This is a genomic window from Paludisphaera soli (genome assembly GCF_011064595.1).
Classification (GTDB): Bacteria; Planctomycetota; Planctomycetia; order Isosphaerales; family Isosphaeraceae; genus Paludisphaera; species Paludisphaera soli.
The window spans coordinates 122,477-143,615 of sequence record NZ_JAALJI010000009.1; the positions used below are offsets into that span (position 1 = coordinate 122,477).

The window sequence follows — 21,139 nt, forward strand, 5'->3', positions numbered from 1 at the left end:
GATCATCGGCCGGCCGCCTCGGCGCCGTCGGCGTCGAAGGCGATCGGCTGGGGGGCGACGATGGTGGCGACGAGGCCCGCCGCGTCGCCGTTCCCGCCGCCCACCCGGATCAGGAGCGACCCCCGACCTTCCGGCAGGTCCAGCTCGGCCGAGGTCCACGTCCCTTCGGCGGACCTGGACAGCTCGACGGGCCGGCCGTTCAGCCAGGCGGCGACCTCGGCCTGGGCGTCGACGACGAGGGTCGCCTTCTGGGCGGCGGGCGAGACGATCGGCGCGTGGGCGAAGGCGTGCGCGGCGGCCGCCCCGCCGGGGGGCAGGAACGTCCGCAGGTCGGCGCGGCCCTCGGCGTCGGCCTCGACGCGGCGCCACGAGAGCGAGCCGCCGGCGCCGTCGGGCGCCGCGGCGTCGAGGTCGAGCCGGGCGGTCGGGTCGAATCCCTCGCCCGTCATCGGGCCAAGGACGCGGTAGCGGCCGACGACGCTGACCGGCCGTCGCAGCGAGCCGAGGTACGCGACGAGGTCGACCAGCTCGCCGTCGGTCATCGTCCCCGCGAGGTTCTCGGGCATCAGCGAGACCTCGCTGAAGCGACGCTCCTCGACGTCGGCCGCCGGCACGACCAGGCGCTCGCCCTGGGCGGTCTTGATCGTCGTCGACCCGTTCGACTCCTCGACCGGCAGGCCGGTGAGGATCCGGCCGTCCTCCAGGGCGAGGATCACCGAGCGGAAGTTGTAGCTGATCGCGGCGCTGGGGTTGAGGATCGAGCGGAGCAGCTCGTCCTTGCCGTACTTCACGCCGATCGTCGACAGGTCCGGGCCGACCCACCGGCCTCGGCCCTGAACGCGGTGGCAGGCGCCGCAGGACTCGGAGCCCTGCCGGAAGAAGACCTGCTCGCCGCGCGCCGGGTCGCCCTGGCGACGCAGCAGCTCGCCGAGCGGCGGCAGGGGACGGCCCCCGGCGGTCGCCGGCGGGGGGAGCACGCTCGCGGCGGCCTCGCGGACGCGGGGGTCGCCCAGGCCGTGCAGGGTGGTGGTCGCCTCGGTCCTCAGGTCGTCCGGGAGCTTGCCCCCCTTCGCCAACTCGATGATCCGCATCCCGCCTTCGGGGAGCCGCGCGAGCGTCCGAAGGGCCTCGCGACGCAGGGCGGTCGGGAACGCGCGGTCGGTCAGGAGCCCCGACAGCCGGTCGCGGGCGTCGGACGTCTTCGGCAGGGTGCGGACGGCGGCCTCGGCGCGCGGGTTGGAAGGCTTGCCCGAGGTCGCGTCGATCAGGGCGGCGAGGACCTTGTCGGGCGTCCCGCCGAGCGAACCCGTCGCCTCGACGGCGGCGGCCGCGACCTCGTCGGGGACGGCCGGGTCGACCGCGAAGCCCTCCACCGAGGCCCGATAGCGGGCGTCGCGGCTGGCGGCGGCCATCGCGATCCCCTGGCGGCGCCAGTCGGGCTCGCCGAGGGCCGCCTCGATCGTTCGGACGACCGGCGGGCGCCCCTTCGCCTCGTTCCAGGGCCCGGCGAGCTGCGTCGCCAGCATGTCCAGCAGGATGCGGCGGCGGGCCGGGTCGGCGGCGCTCGCGGCCAGCAGCGCCGCCACGTCGGCCGCGTAGGGGGAGCGGACCCGGAGCAGCACGTCGTCGCCCGCCTGCTGGAGGCCGGGCGCCTTGAGCTGCGGGAGCACCTGCTCCAGCAGCGGCAGCGCCTCGGGCCGTTGCAGCCGCCACAGGAAGCCGAGCAGCTTGCTCAGGGCGTTGGCCTCGGGCTCGGGGGCGCCGAGGGGGATGTACGCCTCGTTGCGGTCGACGGGGAAGTACGGCGGCAGGGCGACGCGGTCGTCGGCGGCGAGCTTCGCGAAATCGCCCGAGCCGCCGAACAGCGAGGGGTCGATCAGGCTCGTGATGAACTCGGGCTCGCGGCCGTCGAGGGCCAGGCCCAGGGCTTCCAGATACGTGCGGTCGCGACCGTCCCAGCCGGCGATCAGCTTGCGGAGCGCCTCGGCCGCCTTCGGCGTCGGGACCTTCCGGAGCGCCAGGATCAGCTCGCGGCGGACGCCCGGATCGGGGTCGTCGGCCAGGGGGAGCAGGAGGTCGAGGTGCGCCAGCGCCGGGGCGGGCTTGCGGGCCTCGGGGTCCTTGTATTCGACGATCCCGTTCTCGCGGCAGTCGCGGCCGAGGATGCGGACGGCCAGCTCGCGGAACCGCGGGTCGTCGCCCCGGAACGCTTTCGGATTCCGCAGCATGTCGGCCGCGATCGAGGCGAGCTTCGGGACGGCCGTGGCGGTCCAGATCGCCCTCGCGGCCTCCTCGGGGGAGCCTTCGCGGATCAGGGTCGCGAGCGAGTCGGCCGAGGCGTCGCCTCGCGCGATCAGGGACCGCCGGGCGGCGTCCTGGGTGGCCACGCAGGGGGACTTGAGTCCCTCGATGAGGCCGGCGAGGGTGGCGAAGTCGGGCTTCGCGGCCTTCGGCCCGGCGCCCTTCGGCGCGACGCGGTAGATGCGGCCGGTGTCCTGGTCCGCGAAGGCGTGGCCGCCGACGCCCGCGTCGTACCAGTCGGCGACGAAGACGGAGCCGTCGGGGGCCACGGTCATGTCGACGGGGCGGAACCACGGGTCGTCGCTGGCGAGCAGGACCTGGGACTCGGCCCGGAAGGTCGCGCCCTGCCGGGTGATCGGGAAGAAGTTAATCTGGCGGGTGCCGGCCTCGGCCTCCAGCAGGCCGCCGAAGTAGGAGGCGGGGAGGAGCCGGCCTTCGTACACGGCGATCCCGCAGGGGCTGCCGTTGCCGGTGCCGACGAGCTTGGGGACGTTGCCCGGCACGTCCTCGCCCCAGTGTCGGGGGCTGCCGGGGGTCTTGTAGCCGAACCGGCCGCCGTCCATGGTATGGATCACGCGGCAGCCGCGGTTGCCGTCGTCGTCGTTGTCGCTGGTGAAGCCGTTGCCGAAGGCGTCGCGGCAGGTCTCGTAATTGTTGCGCTGGCCGTCGCAGACGACCTCGAATTCGGTGCCGTCGCGGTTGACGCGGAGGGTGTTGGCGTACTTGTCGGCGACGACGTGGCGGCCCGAGGCGTCGACCACGTCGAAGTTCTGGTAGCGTTCCGAGCGATCCCCCTGGACCGAGCAGCAGCCGTCGCCGTGGGTGAAGTAGAGCTTGCCGTCGAGCCCCAGGGCCACGCCGTGGACGCCGTGGTCGGAGTCGAGCCCGCCGAAGCCGGTGAGCAGCGGGTACCGCTTGTCGGCCCGGTCGTCGCCGTCGGTGTCTTCCAGCACCAGCAGGTCGGGGCTGTTGCCGACGTAGACCCGGCAGCCCCGGTACTTGCCGGCCTCGTCGTAGCGTTCCTCGACGGCCAGGCCCATGGGGACGGGGAAGATCCGGTCGGCGAAGACGGTGACCTTGTCGGCCTTGCCGTCGCCGTCGGTGTCCTCCAGGATCTTGATTTTGTCCGACTCCTCGATGCGGGCGAACTTCTTGTTCCCGCCCCGCGTGAGGCGGTAGTTGAGCCCCTCGGAGACCCAGACCCGGCCTCGGGAGTCGACGTCCATGCTGGTCGGGTTGAAGAGCAGGGGCTCGGCCGCCCAGAGGGTGGCTTCCAGGCCCTCGGCCGGTTTCAGCTTCTTCGCGGACTCCTCGGGCGAGGTCTGCGCGCGGAGCGCGGTCGGCGCGAGGGCCAGGCAGGCCCCCGCGAGGATGAGGTAGGCCTGGCGGCGAGGCGACGCGGGCAGGAAGACCATCGGCGGCTCCGCGAGATCGAGGAGAGGGGGCGCGTCCGTCGAGCAGCGACGCCCCATTCTGGCCGAGCGGCCGGCGACGGTCCAGTGACCGCCGCGATCCCGGCCCGACCGCCGAGGCGGGCCGGGCCGGGCGGCGGGATCATTTCTTCTCGGTCTTGGCGCCGGGCCCGCGCGGGCCGTAGAAGTCCATGAAGACGTTGTCACGCTCCAGCGGGAGCTGGAAGCCGTCGGAGACGCGGGTCATGTAGAGGCCGCGGCAAAGCCACCAGAAGGTCGCCATGGCCGCCTCGGGGCCGAGGTCCGCCTCCAACTTCCGGTAGTCGGCGGGCGTGACGGTCCAGGGAGCCTTCGTCAGCGTGCGGGCGTAGGCGTAGGCGCGCTGTTCCTCGGGTGGGAAGGCCGACCAGTCGTCGCCGGCGAGGCGTCGCGTGCGCTCGGCGATCGCCCCCTTGTCCAGCCCGGCGACCTCCAGCAGCATCTCGCAGTGGCCCATGCAGTAGTTGCAGCGGATGGCGCGGGTCTGGACCCAGAACAGGCTCTCCTCGAACACGCGGTCGGGCTTGGCCTCGGCCCACATCGTCCGCGTGGCCCGGCTCCAGGGGACGGCCAGCTCGGGGACGTAGCCCGAGCAGACGAGGTTCCAGACGATCCGCGTCGGCCGCGAGGCGAACTCCGGCGGCAGCCCCTTCTTGACCTCGTCCCAGGGGGGGATCGGCAGCCGGGGCTTCCGCGCCCGCTGGCTCTCCAGGCGCGATTGGAGGTCGTCGTACGACAGGCCCGACCATTCGGGATCGCGGTCGACGACCGTCTCGCCGCCGTCTTTCAGGGGCTTCAGGTCGGCCTGGGGCGGCAGGACCGGCTGCGACTGGAACGCGCCGGGGGCGAAGGCGACCTCGATCGGCGGCAGCGGCCCGCCCGGCTCCATCGGCAGGTTCAGGCCCAGCACGATCCGGTCCTGGAAGTTGCCGTAGGCCCCCAGCAGGACGGCCGCCGCGGCGCCCTTCTCGCCGTACTTGTCGACGAGGCGGGCGAACAGCTCGTCGGGGATCGTGGGCGCGTCGACGGTGTGGAGCCGGGCGAATTCCAGGGCGTCGCGGTACTGGGCCGGCCAGCCTTCGGGATCGCCGACGACGGCCTTGATGGTCGCCTCGTCCATCCCGGCGCGTCGGGCGTCGGCCAGGGCGTAGGCCTCGGTGTAGGCGCATCGGTTGTTGTGGGCGACGACCCAGCGCATCGCGGCGCGGAGCTTGGGGTCGAGCGGGCTCTTGGTGCGCTGGGCGTGGTCCAGTTCGAGCATCGCGGCGGCGGTGCGGGGGAGGCGCACGGCCACGGCCTTCGCCCAGATCGGCAGCGGCCCGCCGCCTCCGGACTTGATCGCGGGGAGGGCCTGCCAGCAGGCCGCGTCGTCGAGCGGGGCGACGGCCGGGGCCTCGTCCGCGGGGGCCTGGCCCGTCAGCGCCAGGCCGAGCAGCAGGCCGCCGGCGGCCTTGAGTTCCTTCATCATGGTCCTGGTTCCTCGTCTGCGAAGTCGGGTGATCGGATGGTTCGGATCGGGGTTTCGGGTCAGTAGGCGTCGGCGCTGAGGATCTCGCCGCCGGCTCGGGTGCCGAGGCCGCGCCAGACGTCGCGGGCGATGGCGTCCTTGACGAACCGCACGGCGCCGTCGCAGAGGAGGACGTTGACGCCCCCCGCGTGGGTGCTGGAGGCCATGTTCAGGATCCGCCCCGGCGGGAACATGCAGGAGCGGGTGTTGGGGGTGTTGCCGTGGCCGTACACGCACGAAGTGCTCCCCGCCAGCCAGGGGGAGCCCTGGCTCGAGACGCCCTGGGTGGTGAGGGTCCGCACGTCGATCGAAAGGCAGTCGGCGATGGCCGCGTCGGCCGTGGCGGGGAAAGTCCTCGGCAGGAAGAGGTCGGAGGCCGGGGTCGCCACGGCGTTGCTGAAGTCCCCCTTGAGCCGCTCGGACATGGCCGTGGTGTTGCTGGTGCCGTCGGTGATCGCGGCGATCGTCGTCTTGCTGACGCTGAAGAAGACGCCGTCCGGGGCCGGCATGTTCGCGTTCGCGCCGCTGCCGACGTCGCTCGGGCCGTAGGTGAACAGGATGCCCGCCCCTTCGTTGAAGCGGTAGCTCACGGGGGCCTCGCCGGTCGGCACGGTCGCCTGGGGGTCGCTCGGGCAGCTGAACATCGCCACCGAGGTCCCCTGGGTCGTCGTGTTCTCGGGCGCGTTGGGCAGCAGGTCGAAGTTGATGGTGTTGAAGACCTGGGTCTGCTCCATGTAGCCCAGCACGCGGGCGAACCCCGAGAAGGTCGCCGTGGGGGGGAAGTTGGGGGCCGGCGTGCTGAGCCCCCGGCTGTGCGGGAAGCAGCCCTGGACGTCGTGGTAGTTGTGCAGGGCGATGCCGAACTGCTTCAGGTTGTTGACGCACTGCATCCGGCGGGCCGCGCCCCGGGCGGCCTGCACGGCGGGGAGCAACAGGGCGATGAGCACGGCGATGATCGCGATGACGACGAGCAGCTCGATGAGCGTGAAGCCTCGACGCTTCATGGGAAGCCTCCGGATTTCGGGGATGAGATCGGTATGAGGGCGAAGGATCGCCGACGCCGGCCGCGCGCAGGCCCGGGCGACGTCGCGCCTGGGCGCATGGCGGGCGCGGCGAGTCGCCCCGGGCGCGGGTTCGCGGGCCCGGGTCGGTCGGGATCGGTCACGTCGGGACTGGGCCGCTGGAGGCGCGGCGCGGACGGAGGCCGGCGCGCGGACTCGCGGCCGGGATCAGCCGATCGGCCGTCGCGGGGGGTGGAACGGGGAGGGGCCGCCGTGCGAGGGGCGCAAGGCGGTCGAGGCGGGAGCGAGGAGGGCGGAACCGTAGGACGGCGGCGGGACCGGGGCGGTCAGGTGCACCCATCGGTCGACCCGCGCCCCGGGGGCGGAGGTCGAGGGGGACGCGGGGGCGGGGTCGCTGGAGCAGCGGAGGCCGGAGCAGGGGGAGGGGGAGGGGGTCGTCGGCTTCGGGATCGAGGGCTCGGCCGCCGCCAGCGCCCCGACGTCCGCCAGCAGGTCCAGGCGGGCGGCCTCGGGCCGCGCGTCGCGGGCGCCGGGATGGCGGCAACCGGCCCTGGCCGTCGGCGACGCGAGCCAGCACCCCAGCATCGCCAGCAGGGCGACGGCGGCCGTCCGCGTCGGGATGGAGGGTCGTGACGCCATGGAGATCGTTCGCCGGCGGGGGGTCGTCCGGAAGTCGAGACGCGTCGGCCCGCTGATTTGGAGACTTGTGGATGACGAAGACTCTACAGGCCGGCGGCGCGGTCCGCAAGGGGCGAGGCCGGATTGCGCGCCCTCGGGCCGAGGCGGCCGGCCTTTTCAACGGCCTCGGACCCTTTACAATGAATCGCCGGAATGCGGGCCTCCAAGCGATCGCGAGTCGAGGGCAAGAACGATGAGGAACGGCGGGACGTCGCCGATGACGACGGTCGTCGGCCATGTGATCACGGCCGCGACGACCCTGGCGCTGGCGGCGCTGCTCGTGGGATGGCGGCCCTACCCCCGGCCCGAGATCTCCGCCCAGGTCCCGCCGCCGCCCCGCCCCCAGGCCGGCGTCGAGATGGTGCAGGCGCCGCCGGGCCGCGCCGCCACGGCTCCTCCGGCCGCCCCCGTGCTGGAGCCGGCCGACGGCGCGACCGCCCCGGGCGCGGCCCCTGACGAGGAGGCCCTCAAGCACCTCGACGCCGAGGAGCGGAAGAACGTCCTGGTCTACGCCTCGGTCAACAAGAGCGTGGTGAACATCACCGCCGAGTCCGAGGTCCAGGGCTTCTTCGGCTCCGAGGAGACCTCGACGGGGACCGGTTCGGGGTTCGTGGTCGACAAGGAAGGCCACATCCTGACCAACTTCCACGTCATCCAGGGGGCCGACGTCGTCCGGGCCACCCTGTTCGACGGCTCCGCCCACCCGGCCAGCGTCGTCGGCGTGGACCCTTCGAACGACGTGGCCGTGCTCAAGGTGGACGTCGAGGCCGACATGCTCCACCCGGTCGAGCTGGGGGACTCCTCCCAGCTCCTGGTCGGCCAGAAGATCATGGCGATCGGCAACCCGTTCGGCCTGGAGCGGACGCTCACCACGGGGATCGTCAGCAGCCTGGACCGCTCGCTGAAGGCCAAGAACGGCCGGATGATCAAGGGGATCATCCAGACCGACGCCGCCATCAATCCGGGCAACTCGGGCGGGCCGCTCTTGAACTCGCGGGGGCAAGTGATCGGCATGAACACGGCGATCATCAGCAACGTCGGCCAGTCGGCCGGGGTCAGCTTCGCGGTGCCGATCAACTCGATCGCCCGCATCCTCCGCCCGCTGATCGAGAACGGCCGGGTCATTCGCGCCGACCTGGGGATCGCCCGCGTCTACACGACCGAGCAGGGGCTCCTGGTGCTGGCCGTCGCCGAGGGGGGGCCCGCCGAGCGCGCCGGCATCCGGCCGATCCAGGTCAAGATCGAGCGCCTGGGCTCGGGATTCATCCGACGTTCGCTGGACCCCGACTCGGCCGACCTGATCGTCGCGGTCGAGCGCAAGCGGGTCAAAACGGTCGACGAGCTGCTGACCGAGGTCGAGAAACACCAGCCCGGCGACACGGTGCGGATCACCGTCATCCGGGAAGGGCGGCCGGCCGACGTGCCGGTGCAGCTCGGCCGCTCCTCCTGACGGGCGGTCCGTTCGGTCAGGTCCGCGAGAACTTCTCCTCGGACGCCTGCCACCAGAGGAGCCCCGCGACGACCAGCGCGTGGTCGACGCGGCCTTTGCGGATCAGGTCGAAGACCTCGCGCGCGGGGTGCTTCTCGACGGTGAGTTCCTCCGTGTGGTCGAGCTTCGGCGCGGCGACGCGGCGGGCGTTGCGGATCACGAGGGTGATCGTCCGCGAGGTCACGAGCGACGGGTTCGACCAGAGCGCGCCGATGTATTCGGGCGGGTCGCCGGCGTAGCCGGTCTCTTCCAGCAGCTCGCGAGGTCCCGCGACCATCGGATCCTCGTTCGGGTCGACGAGCCCGCCGGGGATCTCCAGGCTGTCGCGCCCGGAGCCCGCGCGGAACTGGCGGACGAACAGCACCTCGTTCTCGGGCGTGATCGCGATCGCGTGCACGGCGTCGGCCAGCCGGACCACGAAGAAGTCGTGCGTCAACCCGGAGAGCCGCGACCGGAACCGCTCCTTGCGGAGCGCGAACAGCCAGTTCTCCTCGATCGTCGTGTCGTGCCGCCCCTCGTCCACGCGGGACCAGGAGGCTTCCTGTTCGTTCTGGGCCAAGGCGGGGCGCTCCGATGCGGGTTGCGGTGCGGGATGGCGGGGTCAGAGGGTGGAGGGGTCGGATCCTCGAACTCGATGTTCGCGATCGAACGTCCCGTCGCGTTGAAGGCGAGCAACCTCATCGCGCTGATGTCGGCCTGGGCGTCGTCGCTCGACGATCCGAGCTGGATCCGCCATCCGACGCGGAAGCGATCGGACTTTGCAAAGCCCGGGTCGCTGACGCCGACGGTGACCGAAGTCTGCCGAGAGGCGTCGACCTGCGAAGCGGGATGGCCCGTCGCCCAGTCCACGAGGGCCCGCGCGATCGGCTCGACCACCGGGCCGCTCTCGCCGCGAATCACAACGACCGCCATGTTACCTCGTATCCGGCCGATGGGCCACGCCTTTCCCGGCGGCTGGCCCTTCCTGATGAAAGGGCGGGCTCGTCCTCATCGCAGTGTCGCGACTCGCCGACGCTCGGCCTCCAGGTCAAGGCGATGTCAGTCAGGATCCAGGTCCGAGGATCGCACGGCAGGCGGGACCATCCGAGGGATGTCTACGGCTTCGCCTTGTCCGGCTCCTCGCCCTGCATCAGCGACAGCAGATCGTCGGCCGCCTTGTCTGCTTCGAGCCAGCTCCTGTCCTTGAGGGCCGCCTGGAGCTTCTCGGCCAGTGGCATCGCCTGCGCGTGCTTCCCCGACTTCTGGACCCACCCCGGGAGTTCCTCCTGGATGCGCCGCATCTTGGCCCGGAGACCCTCGCTGGAGAAGCCGGTCGGGGCCGTCTCGACCAGCGGGGCGTGCCGCAGGAACTTGGCGTAGGCGGCGAGCGCCTCGGGGTTCTCGGTGGCCCGGCGGAAGAAGTTGTCGCGCATCGCCTCGCCGCCGATGCCCCAGGAGAACACGTTCACCATCACCGCGCCGTGGTTGAACATCCGCCCCAGGTAGGTCTCCATCGTGGGCTCGCCGGGCATGCTCGTCGGGGAGACGTTGACCCCCTCGGCGGAGATCCACCCGGGGGAGTCGTGCTTCTCCAGGGCGGCGTAGATCTCCTTGAAGGTCGCCCCCTCGGGGTAGGTGGAGAACCCCGGACGATACGCGGGGCTGAAGGCCACCTCCGGCGGCGCGAAGTTGACCTTCGCCGCGAAGGACCCCTCGACGTCGGGTTCGCGCAGCCCTTGCTCGGTGAACGCGATGTGGCAGAAGATCCGCTGACGGGGCGCCCCGCCCTTGTGGAGCGAATCCGCCCAGAGTTCCATGAATTCCTTGACGACCCGAACTCGTTCCAGGTCAGCATCCCCGGGCGGGCGGTTTTCGCTGAATCCGCGATGCAGGAGGGCTCGGTAACCCAGGGGGCGGCCCGTCTCGAAATCGCGGCCGATCTGCGTCTCCCAGCCGGCGATCACGCCCGCGAGCAGGTGCCCCCTCCCCTGGGATTCCAGCGCCGCCGACTCCCGCTTGATTTCCGCACCGATCAGCCCCGCGCGGGCCTTCACCGCGGCCACGACGGCGGGGCTGTTGAAACACATTTGCGGAGGGAATCGAGTGGGCTCAGGCCCCCAGTCCGCCCGCCGGCCGCGGTTCGGCTGTTGCGTCCAGTCCGCGGTCTCGATGTTGTCGGGGTTCGACAGCAGATCCTTGCGATGCCCCCAAACCATCGAATCGTCGATGTGGAAGGCGACGGCCACGTCGTTTTCCCGGGCGATCGCGAACGAATCGCGAATGAACTGGCGCGTCTCGTCATCCGGCATGTCGAAACAGAGGGGCCCGACGGCGAAACCCAATTTGTGCCGCGCGTCCCCCGTGGCCCCGATCGCCTGGACCACCTCGCGGACGAACCCTTCCAGTTGAGCCTTGCTCAGCGCGAATCGGCCGGGCGGCGGCGGGGGGCCCGCATACCCGGGGAGGCCGGTCATGACCTGGAAGGTCAGATACCGGGTCTCCGGAGACTCGGCGACCTTGGGCTCGGCCGCCGAAGTCCTGCCGAAGGCGGTCGCGACCAGTCCGAGGAGCAGGAGCAAGGTCGTGGGTCGCATCAAGGTATGCCTCTTCTGAGGATTTGGCTGAAGTCCCGAGGCCGTGACCCCTGCCGGTCCGTCAGCCAACAGGTCGGTCGCGTCGGTTTCGTGTCGTTGGCATACCCGGCCCAGGATCGGTCGGTTTCACCGGGCAACGTTTCCGACCGACGATCGGGCCGGGCGATATGGGCGGTGTTCCTTGAGTTTCGAGCGTGCTCGATCCGGGCGTCGGAACTCCGCGGTACGGCGGCCCGCTCAGTCCGCCAGCTCCAGGACCACCAGCAGCGGGCGGTGGTCGGAGGCGACGGGCTCGTCGAGGACGCGGGATTCGACGACCTTCCAGCGCGGGGCGGGGCGGACGAGGACGTAGTCGATCTGGCGGTCGGGCTTGTCGGCGGGGAACGTGAGGAGGGGGGAGGTGTCGGTCCGGGTCCAGTTCTCGCCGAAGGCCGCCATGACACGGCTGTCGGGCTTGGAGTTCAGGTCTCCGACGAGCAGGGTGGGGAGGTCCGGGTGCTCGCGGGCGACCTCCTCCAGCTTCTTGACCGAGTCCATCCGCTCGGCGTCGTCGGGTCGGTAGTCGATGTGGGTGGCCATGAAGCGGATCGGAGTGTGCTTCGCGTCCGGCGCGGTCAGGTCGACCACGAGCGCCCCGCGCTGTTCGCCGACGTAGTGGGACGGGACGTGGACGTTCCGCCAGGCCGTGACCGGGAGCCGCGTCAGCACGGCGTTGCCGTAGTCGCCCCCCTGGAAGACGATGTTCCCCTCGAAGATCGGCGTCATCCCGGTCAGCCGCGCCAGCTCGCCCGGCTCGTCGACCTTCTGCGTCCGCTCGCAGCCCTTGTCGACCTCCTGCAAGGCGACGACGTGGGGGTCGGCCGACTTGATGACGCCCGCGATCCGCTCCAGGTCGAGCTTGCCGTCCATCCCCTCGCCGTGGCGGATGTTGTAGCTGAGGATTCGCAGTCGGGTCGGTTCGTCGGCGAAGACCGAGGCGGAACCGAGGGCGAGGAGGCAGGCGGCGAGCAGCGGAAGCGGGACGCGGGACATCGGGCGTAACTCCGGGACATGAGTCAGGGTGATTCGGTCGGCAAGGCTTCCCCGCCCGCTCGGGTTCCGAGCGCGCTCCAGATCGGCGGGGCGATGGAATTCTTGACGGAGCGGACCGTGCCGTCCGCGAAGGCGACGTTCACGACACCCGGGTGCAGGCTCCGAGCGGCGACGTGGCCGCAGACGAAGTCGGAGTCGACGTTGGCGCAGTCGAACGCGGCGGCGTTGGGCGGCAGGGTGTGCGAATAGAACGACGTCGCAGACGCCGCTCGATAGTAGCGCTGGCCGCGGTAGGCGATCCGGCGTCCGCCCCGGCATACCTCGACCGGCGGCGGACGGGAGGTCGTGAAGGAAGCCGTCAGGACGCCGAAGACGTTGAGCGGGCTGTCGGCGGCGAGTTCGTCGGGTTCTCCGCGACTCGCCGTCGAGCGCAGCGTCTCCGAGAATAAGGCGGTGGAGGCCGTCCCGTCCGCCACGTCGGCCAGGGTCGTCGCGCCGGCCACGCGCAGATTCGCGGGATTGTAAGACCCGTCGGGCAGGACCGTTGGCGCGGCGTGGTCGAGCCTCGCGTTGAAGATCCCGGCCAACCTGAGGTCGACTTCCACCCTGTTCGCCGGGTAGTGGGGAGGGGCCGGGCCCAGCTCGGGACAGGCCGTGGCGCCGATCGAGGCGAAGTAGTTGTTGCAGCCCGCCAGGCCGGCCGGACCGGCGTTCCACCGGTCGGTCGGGCAGAGGAACTGCGAGATCGTCGCGCCCGCCGCCGTCCCGTTCGGATCCTGCGTCGGATGATCCGCGACGCCCTGGAGGCCGAACTCGAAGTTGAACGCGTCGTAGACGTCGCATCGCCCGAGTTCGGGCAGGAGCGCCGTCAGGGGCGACGGCCTGGGGTAAGTCCCGACCTCGTGGATCGGCGTCGGGCCGAATCCGGGCGGGAAGCATCCCCAGGTCGATTCATAGACGTAGGCCGCCAGCGCCAGCTGCTTCAGGTTTTGGACGCAATGGATGCGCGAGGAGTAGCAGCGCGTGGTCACGGACGGGAGCAAGAGCGCGACAAGGACCGCGACGATGCTGAGGATGACGAAGACTTCGAGGAGCGTGATCCCGCGCGACGGCTTCGATTCCACGGCCGACCTCCCGCCTCGCCGAGGCGATCCCGAGTCTAGCTCGCCTCGGTCGCCGGTTCAACGATCGTTCAGGAGCCGGGCTTGGCCTGAGGGGCGGCCTTGAACTCGTCGGCGGTCATCCGCTTGACGGTCCGGTTGAGGAGCAGCACGGCGCCCCCCTTGGTCGGGACCTCCTTGCCGTAGGCGAGGATCTCCTCGTTGGGGCTGCCGCCGAGCTCTTCCTTGGTGTCGGGCAAGGGGACGCCGTAGAGGACGACGACGTCGCCGGAGGCCACCAGCTCCACCCCGCCGAGGGCCGAGCCGGGGCTGGTGCGCAGCTCCTTCAGGGTCTTCGGGGGCTTGCCCTTGTTCAACTGGTATTCGCGGAGCATCTCGCCGACCTGGGCGAGGTTCATCTCCTCGGAGAGGTCGGCCGTGGGGGGGCCGCTGGGGGCGCCTTCGCAGCCGAGGAGCAGGGCTGCAGCGAGCAACGCGGCGAGGGATCGGATCCGGCGAGTCATGGTGCCATCCTCATCGGGAGAAAGAGGGACCGCCGGGCCCTCGCGTCGTCGCGCCGGGACCGGCGGGCTCGGTTCCCTTTCGCGGCCGGGGCGGGATCAGTACGAGTCGGCGCTGACGACCTCGCCGCCGCTCCGCGTGCCGAGGGCCCGCCACGACGCCGGGTTGATCGAGTCCTTGACGAACCGGACCGAGCCGTCGGCCATGCAGACGTTCACCCCGCCCGAGTGGGCACTCCGCGCGGCGATGTGGGCGCAGATGTAGTCGCTGCTGTTGGCGCAGTCGAAGGTCTTCGGGTTCGGCGTCTGGGTGTGCGAGAAAAAGGCCATGGGGGCGATCCCGCGGTAGTACTGCTGGCCGCGATAGCGCAGCCGGGCGCCGGCCGTGCAGGTCGCGACCGGGGGGATCACGCTGGTGGTGAACGAGGCCGCCGGCACGCCCCAGACGTTCAGGTAGCTGTTCACGGGGACCTCGGCCACGGCGTTGGCGACCGAGGTCGAGCGGAGGGTCTCCGAGAACATCGACGTGTTGCTGGTGCCGTCGGAGATCGAGGCGATCGTGGTGGGGGACGTCACCTTCTGGTAGTCCGGGTTGTTCACGCCGTTGAGCTGGGCGGGGGCCCCGTAGTCGAGCCGGACGTTGAAGACGCCCGCCTGGTTCGTGTCGACCTCGGTCTTGTTCGCCGCGTAGCCGGCGGGGGCGGCGCCCAGCTCGGGGCAGGCGGTGCCGCCGATCGAGCCGAAGTAGTTGTTGTAGCCGATGAAGCCGGCGAACTTGACGCTGTTGGGGTCGGACGGGCAGATGTACGCCGAGATCAGCTGCGAGCCCGCCGTGTAGTTCGGGTTGTTGACCGTCTGGTTGAAGATGCCGTTGAGGTTGTGCTCGAAGTTGTAGGTGTTGAACAGGTTCCCCCCCTCCAGGTAGCCGAGCATCGTCACCAGGGGCGTCGGCCTGGGGTACAGCGGCACGGCGATCGTCGGCGTGCGGCCGAAGCCCGGCGGGAAGTGGCCGTTGGTCGACTCGAAGTTGTGCGCGGCCAGGCCGAGCTGCTTCAGGTTGTTCGTGCACTGCGCCCGGCGGGCGGCCTCGCGGGCCGACTGCACGGCGGGCAGGAGCAGGGCGATCAGGACCGCGATGATCGCGATCACCACGAGAAGCTCGATGAGCGTGAAACCGCGGCGCTTGATCCGGGACATCGACGGCGTCCTCCAACGATCGGGGGGGATGAAGCGGGTTGGGATGAGGCGGGGACCCTCCGGGGCGTCGGGCGGCTTCGCCCGGCGCGGCGAGGGCTGGGCTCGTCGCGGCCGAAGTCTAACCTCCACGCTTCCCTCATTTCAAGCGTGAAATGATGAGGGTTTGATGAAATAATTAGGAGTGCCCGCGACGGCTCGGATCAGAGGAGGCGGACGTCGATGAGGTGGGCGACGCCGTCGTTGTCATGGTCGGGGACCACGAGGTCGGCGGCGGCGAGGACCTCCGCCGGCGCGTGGCCCATGGCGACGCCCAGGCCGGCCCCCTCGATCATGGGGAGGTCGTTCACGTCGTCCCCCACCGCGCAGATCTCCTCGGGGGCGACGCCCCACTGCTCGGCGACGTGGAGCACGGCGGACCACTTGCCGGCATCGCGGCGGATGACTTCGCACATCGTCCCGACGTAGCGCGGGCTCTTCTGGACGAAGGTCCGGACGCGATCGCCGTGGGCGTCCAGGACGACGGCCTGGAGCGCCAGCATCGCCTCGCGAGCGCCGACGGCGCAGACGTGGAAGAAGGGCCCCGAGGCCCAGTCGCCGGCGACCTCGGCGTGGGACAGGTTCTGGCCGACGTAGTCGTCGAACCAGCGCTCGCCGGTGGGGTAGCGCGAGACCCGGAAGTCGGGCTCGTCGTGGGGGCGGTCGTTGAACGCCACGACGTCGTGGCCGCGATCGCCGAAGAGGCCGAGCAACGACGTGGCGAGGTCGGCGTCGAGGTCGGCGCGCCAGAGCGTCCGGTCGTCCGAGGGCTCTTTCACGATCGCGCCGGAGTTGCAGACGATCGGCGCGTCGATCCCCAGCTCGGCGGCGATCGGCCAGGCCCGACGGTAGCGGCGGCCCGTGCAGAGGATCGGCCGGATGCCGGCCGCCGCGGCGCGCTCCACGGCGGCCCTGGTGCTGGGCAGGAGCACGCCCGAGCGGTCGAGCAGGGTGCCGTCCACGTCGAGCGCCAGCATCCGATAGCGGGGCCGGCTCATGCGTGCGAGCCCCGCGACGCCCGCCGCCCCTGCACGCTGTGCGGGAACAGGCCGACCTGGTCGAGCCGGCCGTCGGCGTCGATCGGCATGGGGAGGAAGTCGGTCTCCAGCGAGAGGGCCGGGTTCGCCCGAACCTCGGCCTCCAGGGGCCGGGAGATCCAGAGTTCGTCGGTCTCCAGCGTGTTCGGGATGACGACGATCCGGGCCTCGGCCGGGTCGATCCGCCAGCAGGTCTCCAGGCCCTTCTCGATCACCTCGCGGTCGGTCGCCAGGGTGATCGGGATCCGCGCCCGTTCCAGGCAGCAGGAGGTCAGGACGTTGATCCGGAAGGCCTCCTCGTCGAGCTGCGACACCAGCCGCTCGGTCGTCAGGTCGGCGAAGCCCACGCCGACGATGTTGCCGTGGCTCTCCTCGGAGACGTCCAGGACCACCAGTCGAGTGACCACCGGGCGGTCGAAGTCGTGCTGGGTCTCGACCATCAGCCGGCCGATGACGTTCGGGTCCATGCCGGCGCCGGAGTAGTTTTTGCCCAGCTCGCCGACCACCAGCAGGTCGATCTGGTCGAACGGGATCCGGCCCATCAGGTCGCGGGCCTTCTCAACCAGGCCGGGCTCGACTTCGAAGAGATTGTCGGGGTCGAGCGGGACGATCTCGGCGGTCTCGTCGCGGGCGTTCTCCAGGATCGCCAGGCCGAGGGCGAATTTGGTGTTGGCGACGAGGAACCGGCCGACGGCGGGGAGGACTTCCTTCAGCCCCCGGAGGCCCAGCTTGTGGACCTGGGTCGCGCCGTCGCGCTTGCCCAGGCCGATCGTCAGCATCTTGAGGATGCCCGACTCGTGGGTCGCGCGGAAGTCGGAGTGGGGCTTCACGCGGTTGAGGAGGACGATGCCGTCGGCCCCGTGGGCGTTCCTGTCGAAGTAGATCGGCAGGCCGACGGGGTTGGTGCCGAGGACGACGGTGTCCATGTCGGTCTTGACCGGGACGCCCATCGCCTCGGGCGTGACGTCGTAGCCGGCGAGCAGCTCGGCCTGGCCTTCCGGGGTCGCGCCGCCGTGGCTCCCCATCGCGGCGACGATGAACGGCCGGTAGCCCATCTCCTTGAGGGCGTCGACGGTCGCCCGGGCCATCGCGGCGATGTTCTTGATCCCCCGGCTGCCGACGCCCACCGCGACCGTCCCGCCGGCCGGCACGCGGTCGCGGAGCTTGCTCTCCAGGATCAGGCGGCGGACCGTCCCCGGCGCGTCCTCGACGCGAGGCTGGGCGATGTTCTGGCGGACGCGGGCGAGCGGTGGCAGGTTCATGGTGCGGAGGCCTGTGGGAGGGACGATCCGTTTCGGTCGGTCAGTAGCCGGCCTGCTTGTCGACCACGTTCAACAGCGCCTCGCCGGCGGCGAACCGGCGGAGGTTCTCGCGGAGGATCTCGTGACGCCGGCGCTCGCCGCCGGGGGACTGGCCGGCGGTGTGGGGGGTGATGATGACGTTGCGCGACCAGAGCGGGTGGTTGTCGGGCAGGGGCTCGGGGTCGGTCACGTCGAGCCCCGCGGCCGAGACCTGGCCCGAGTCGAGCGCGGCGACCAGGGCTTCGGTGTCGACGACCTTGCCGCGCGAGACGTTGATCAGGATCGCGCCGGGCTTCATCAGACCGAACTCCTTCGCCCCGATCATCCGGGTCGAGGCCTTCGTCAGCGGCACGGCGCTGGCGACGACGTCGGCCTTCGGCAGCAGGTCGTGGAGCTTGTCGGGCTTGTAGAGTTCGTCGACGAACAGCGGGCGCTCCCAGACCTTGGGATCGGTGGCGACCACGCGGACGCCGAAGCCGTAGGCCCGGCGGGCGATCTCGGAGCCGATCCCGCCCATCCCGATCACCAGCATCGTCTTGCCGGCCAGTTCGTCGAGCACGACGCCCTTGCGGCGGCTCCCCCAGCTCTTCTCGGCGTTGCTCTGGAGGAAGTGGGGGATGTCGCGGGTGAAGGCCAGCAGGTAGGCGAGGGCCTGGTCGGCGATCTCGGGGGCGTAGGCCCGCTGCATGTTGGTCAGGACGATCGGCCCGTCGACCAGCTCGGGGATGTTCATCAGGTGCTCGACCCCCGCGCTGGCGTTCTGGGCCCATCGCAGCGACTTCGCCCCGGCCTGGATCACGCGGGGCGTGATGAGGCCGTAGAGCCCCTGGGCTTCGGCCGCGCGGGCGACGGCCTCGTCCTCGCTCCCGCAGACGACCAGTTCGAGGCCCGGCGCAGCGGCCTGGAGGTCCGAAAGCTCCTCGGGCTTCATCCGGGGGACGATCACCTTGAGGGGGCCGTCGGCCCCGGCGGCCGCGGCCGTGGCTCCGGTCGCGGCGGTCAGGGCGGCGGACGTGGCGGAAGCGGCGGCGAGGAACGAGCGGCGGTTCATGGCGTGGGCTCCGGGGGCGGGCTTTGGGGGTCGCTTCGGGGTCACGTCGCGGGGGTCGCCGCCCGTTCGCGCGGGGCGGGGGGGGTCAGGTCAGCCGGGGGACGAGCCGTTCGACGATCGTCTTGCCGATGTTCAGCGAGGCGGTCGCGGCCGGCGAGGGGGCGTTGTTGACGTTGATGACGTGGTCGGCCTCCTGGATCAGGAAGTCGTCGACCATCGAGCCGTCGGGCAGGACGGCCTGTGCGCGGATGCCGGCCGGGGCGGGCTCCAGGTGCTCGGCGCGGATCTCGGGGACGAGCCGCGAGAGCGCCTTGACGAACGCGGCCTTGCTGGCCGACCTCCACATCTCGCCCAGGCCGGTCTTCCAGTACTTGAACGCCAGCTTGCGGAAGCCGGAGTAGCCCATGATCTCCATGACGTCGGGCAGGTTGAAGTCGGTCTTGCGGTAGGCCTCGCGCCCCATGGCCAGCACGGCGTTGGGGCCGCATTCCACGCCCCCCTCGATCATTCGGGTGAAGTGGACGCCGAGGAATGGGAAGGCCGGGTCGGGGACGGGGTAGATGAGGTTCTTGCAGAGGTGCTCGGCCTCGTGCTTCAGCTCGAAATACTCGCCGCGGAACGGGATGATCTTGGCCTCGGGCTTCTGGCCGCCGAGGGCCGTGACCCGGTCGCACTGGAGCCCCGCACAGTTGACGATCTGCTCCGTCACGACCTCGCGGCCGTCGGCCGTCATGAGGACGGCCTTCGCCTTCGACCGGACGATGCTCGAGACGCGGGCGTCGGTGAGGACCTGGCCGCCGGCCTCGACGATGCGCTCGGCCATGCGGCGGCAGACGGCCTTATAGTCGACGATGCCGGCCTCAGGGACGTGGATGGCCCGGATGCCGGCGGCGTGGGGCTCCAGCTCGGCGAGCCGGGCCTTGTCGATCACCTCGCAGGCGACGCCGTTGGCCTGCCCGCGCTCGTAGATCCGCTCCAGGGCGGGGAGGTCGGACTCGTCGATCGCGACGATGACCTTGCCGCAGATCTCGTAGGCGATCCCCTCGTCGGCGCAGAATTGCTCCATCAACTTCTTGCCCTCGCGGCAGTTGGTCGCCTTGAGGGAGCCCGGCTTGTAGTAGATGCCGGAATGGAGCACGCCGGAGTTGTGGCCGGTCTGGTGGCAGCCGACTTCCGGCTCCTTCTCCAGCACGACCACGCGGCTCTTGGGCAGGGTGCGGGTGAGCTGGTAGGCGGTCGCCAGGCCGACGATCCCCCCACCGACGATCGCCACATCGGTTGCTATCAACGTCTTCCTCGGTCTTCGGGATGCACCGCGCGGTCGCTCTCGCGCGACGGCCGGATCGCCGCCCGGGGGAACGAGGCCAGGGGCCTCCCCGCCCGGGCCGGGCCGCGGCTAATCATCATCCTAGACCGCCGCCCCCCGCACAAGGCCTCCCGGTCGGCGCAGGGGCGGAGGGGGCTCACTCGCCGTAGAGGCCGACGCCGGGGCCGAGCGCCGGCGCGTAGACGCCGATCGGCGGCGGCGGGGCGATCTGGTCCGGCGTCAGGCCGGTCCCGGCCGTGACCGGGAAGGTTCGGTAGGAGTTCCCGTTCCCCGGCGCCCCATAGACGTACCCCGGCGCGACGAAGCCCGGCCGCCAGAGCCCGATGCCGTATCGGCCCGGCATGTAACCGGTCGGCGGCAGGTTGCTGCCGTAGTACGCGGACCACGGATGGGCCGAGAACGACGTGTAGGTCCGGGGCACGCCGTAGCTGTTGTAGCCGTAGCTCGTGCCGTAGAGCCCCGGAGCCGCGAAGTAGTCGCTCACCCGGTACGAGGGGACCGCCGGCCCGCCCGGCACGGCCTGCGCGCGAGTCAGGGGCGTCATCGAGAGCACGGCGGCCGAGGCCAGCATGGCGAGGCGTCGCATGGTGCGGGTCTTCCACTTAGGAGGTGCGTCGAGCGACGGTCGACCCGCGAGGGCCCGACCCTTCCGCTTCCATTTTAACGCACGCAATCCGACCGGGTCGGCCGAAACGGCGAGAATCCCGAGGCCCCTCAATAACCCGACAGCCCCAGCAGGCCCGTCGCCCAGGGGATCAGCGCGACGAGGCCGACGTTGGCGGCGAAGACGGCGAGGGTCGTCCAGACCACGCCCCGGGTCGCGGCGCGGCCCACTTCTTCGGCGGAGCGTTCCGCGTTCAGGCCCACCCAGCAGCCGACCAGGCCGACCGCGAGGCCGAACGCGGCGGTCTTGAGGGTCGCCGGGATCACGTCGGAGAGCCGCAGGAAGACGAGCGACTGCCGCCAGAAGAGCTGGGGCGAGAGCTTCCCCGCCAGGCCCTCGGCGGCGAGGGCGCCGACGAGGGCCGAGGCGTCGACCAGCACGGTCAGGAGCGGCACGGCCAGGATGCAGGCGGCGACCCGGGGGGCGACCAGGCCGGCGATCGGGTCGGCGCCCAGGACGATCCGGGCGTCGATCTCCTCGTTCAGCGTCATCACCCCCATCTCGGCCGCGAGCCCCGCGCCGATGCGCCCCGCGGCCAGCACGCCGGCCAGCAGCGGGCCCAGTTCCACCACCACGGCCACCGCGAGGAAGCTCGGCAGGGCGGCCTCGGCGCCGTGGGCCGCCAGCAGCCGGTGGGTCTGGAACCAGGTCACCAGGCCGACGCTCAGGCCGGCCCCCAGCACGATCGGCAGGCCGCCGACCGCGACCTGTTCGAACAGCCGGACGACCTCGCCGCCCCGACGGAACGGCGCGGCCGGGAGCGCGAGAAGCGTCCGCGCCGCGAAGGCCAGGAACCGGCCCGCGCGGCCGATCGGCTCGGTGATGATGGTCGCCATGCCTCGGCCCGTCCCC

Annotated in this window: 16 protein-coding genes and 1 pseudogene; 1 reads left to right on the top strand and 16 read right to left on the bottom strand. The window is 71.3% G+C overall.

What is annotated here, in order from left to right; genetic code table 11:
* Nucleotides 1–2: 2 nt before the first annotated feature.
* The 4 genes and pseudogenes from G6O68_RS13925 to G6O68_RS13940 all read right to left on the bottom strand — a co-directional run bounded on the left by G6O68_RS13925 (nucleotide 3) and on the right by G6O68_RS13940 (nucleotide 6,920).
* Nucleotides 3–3,716 carry a PVC-type heme-binding CxxCH protein gene (locus G6O68_RS13925; protein ID WP_165248736.1) on the bottom strand — a complete coding sequence of 1,238 codons (3,714 nt, stop codon included), beginning with the start codon at nucleotides 3,714–3,716 and terminating at the stop codon, nucleotides 3–5.
* Nucleotides 3,717–3,855: 139 nt separating this feature from the next.
* Nucleotides 3,856–5,172 (bottom strand): annotated as a pseudogene (locus tag G6O68_RS13930) (carboxymuconolactone decarboxylase family protein); the annotation flags it as partial.
* 107 nt (nucleotides 5,173–5,279) lie between these two features.
* Nucleotides 5,280–6,263, bottom strand: a complete 984-nt coding sequence (locus tag G6O68_RS13935; RefSeq protein ID WP_165248740.1) for a DUF1559 domain-containing protein — start codon at nucleotides 6,261–6,263, stop codon at nucleotides 5,280–5,282.
* Nucleotides 6,264–6,488: 225 nt separating this feature from the next.
* Nucleotides 6,489–6,920: a hypothetical protein gene (locus tag G6O68_RS13940; RefSeq protein ID WP_165248742.1), complete on the bottom strand. Its 432-nt coding sequence runs from the start codon at nucleotides 6,918–6,920 to the stop codon at nucleotides 6,489–6,491.
* A 256-nt stretch (nucleotides 6,921–7,176) separates the two neighbouring features.
* Between G6O68_RS13940 and G6O68_RS13945 the strand changes: the two genes are divergently transcribed.
* Nucleotides 7,177–8,409, top strand: a complete 1,233-nt coding sequence (locus G6O68_RS13945) for a S1C family serine protease (protein ID WP_165248744.1) — start codon at nucleotides 7,177–7,179, stop codon at nucleotides 8,407–8,409.
* Nucleotides 8,410–8,425: 16 nt separating this feature from the next.
* On the opposite strand, the gene G6O68_RS13950 is transcribed toward G6O68_RS13945, so the two are convergent.
* The 12 genes from G6O68_RS13950 to G6O68_RS14005 all read right to left on the bottom strand — a co-directional run bounded on the left by G6O68_RS13950 (nucleotide 8,426) and on the right by G6O68_RS14005 (nucleotide 21,123).
* Nucleotides 8,426–9,007 (bottom strand): NUDIX hydrolase, encoded by a 582-nt coding sequence (locus G6O68_RS13950; RefSeq protein WP_165248746.1) that lies wholly within the window; start codon nucleotides 9,005–9,007, stop codon nucleotides 8,426–8,428.
* 535 nt (nucleotides 9,008–9,542) lie between these two features.
* Nucleotides 9,543–11,021 carry a hypothetical protein gene (locus tag G6O68_RS32800; protein ID WP_240911176.1) on the bottom strand — a complete coding sequence of 493 codons (1,479 nt, stop codon included), beginning with the start codon at nucleotides 11,019–11,021 and terminating at the stop codon, nucleotides 9,543–9,545.
* Nucleotides 11,022–11,258: 237 nt separating this feature from the next.
* Entirely contained in the window at nucleotides 11,259–12,053 is a 795-nt protein-coding gene (locus G6O68_RS13960) for an endonuclease/exonuclease/phosphatase family protein (RefSeq protein WP_165248748.1), read from the bottom strand.
* A gap of 23 nt (nucleotides 12,054–12,076) precedes the next feature.
* Nucleotides 12,077–13,177 (bottom strand): DUF1559 family PulG-like putative transporter, encoded by a 1,101-nt coding sequence (locus tag G6O68_RS13965; protein WP_165248750.1) that lies wholly within the window; start codon nucleotides 13,175–13,177, stop codon nucleotides 12,077–12,079.
* 68 nt (nucleotides 13,178–13,245) lie between these two features.
* Nucleotides 13,246–13,677, bottom strand: coding sequence for a hypothetical protein (locus tag G6O68_RS13970; protein ID WP_165248752.1), 432 nt, complete (start codon nucleotides 13,675–13,677; stop codon nucleotides 13,246–13,248).
* A gap of 96 nt (nucleotides 13,678–13,773) precedes the next feature.
* Nucleotides 13,774–14,871 (bottom strand): DUF1559 family PulG-like putative transporter, encoded by a 1,098-nt coding sequence (locus G6O68_RS13975; RefSeq protein ID WP_165248754.1) that lies wholly within the window; start codon nucleotides 14,869–14,871, stop codon nucleotides 13,774–13,776.
* 200 nt (nucleotides 14,872–15,071) lie between these two features.
* Nucleotides 15,072–15,905, bottom strand: coding sequence for an HAD family hydrolase (locus G6O68_RS13980; RefSeq protein WP_165248756.1), 834 nt, complete (start codon nucleotides 15,903–15,905; stop codon nucleotides 15,072–15,074).
* Nucleotides 15,902–17,206: a lactate racemase domain-containing protein gene (locus G6O68_RS13985; RefSeq protein WP_165248758.1), complete on the bottom strand. Its 1,305-nt coding sequence runs from the start codon at nucleotides 17,204–17,206 to the stop codon at nucleotides 15,902–15,904. Before G6O68_RS13985 ends, G6O68_RS13980 begins: the two co-directional genes overlap by 4 nt.
* A gap of 40 nt (nucleotides 17,207–17,246) precedes the next feature.
* Complete coding sequence (locus G6O68_RS13990; RefSeq protein WP_165248760.1) at nucleotides 17,247–18,296, bottom strand: D-2-hydroxyacid dehydrogenase; 1,050 nt, start codon at nucleotides 18,294–18,296, stop codon at nucleotides 17,247–17,249.
* Nucleotides 18,297–18,381: 85 nt separating this feature from the next.
* Entirely contained in the window at nucleotides 18,382–19,584 is a 1,203-nt protein-coding gene (gene lhgO / locus G6O68_RS13995) for an L-2-hydroxyglutarate oxidase (RefSeq protein WP_165248761.1), read from the bottom strand.
* A gap of 175 nt (nucleotides 19,585–19,759) precedes the next feature.
* Nucleotides 19,760–20,209 carry a hypothetical protein gene (locus G6O68_RS14000; protein ID WP_165248763.1) on the bottom strand — a complete coding sequence of 150 codons (450 nt, stop codon included), beginning with the start codon at nucleotides 20,207–20,209 and terminating at the stop codon, nucleotides 19,760–19,762.
* 128 nt (nucleotides 20,210–20,337) lie between these two features.
* Nucleotides 20,338–21,123: an MlaE family ABC transporter permease gene (locus G6O68_RS14005; protein WP_165248765.1), complete on the bottom strand. Its 786-nt coding sequence runs from the start codon at nucleotides 21,121–21,123 to the stop codon at nucleotides 20,338–20,340.
* Nucleotides 21,124–21,139 lie beyond the last annotated feature (16 nt).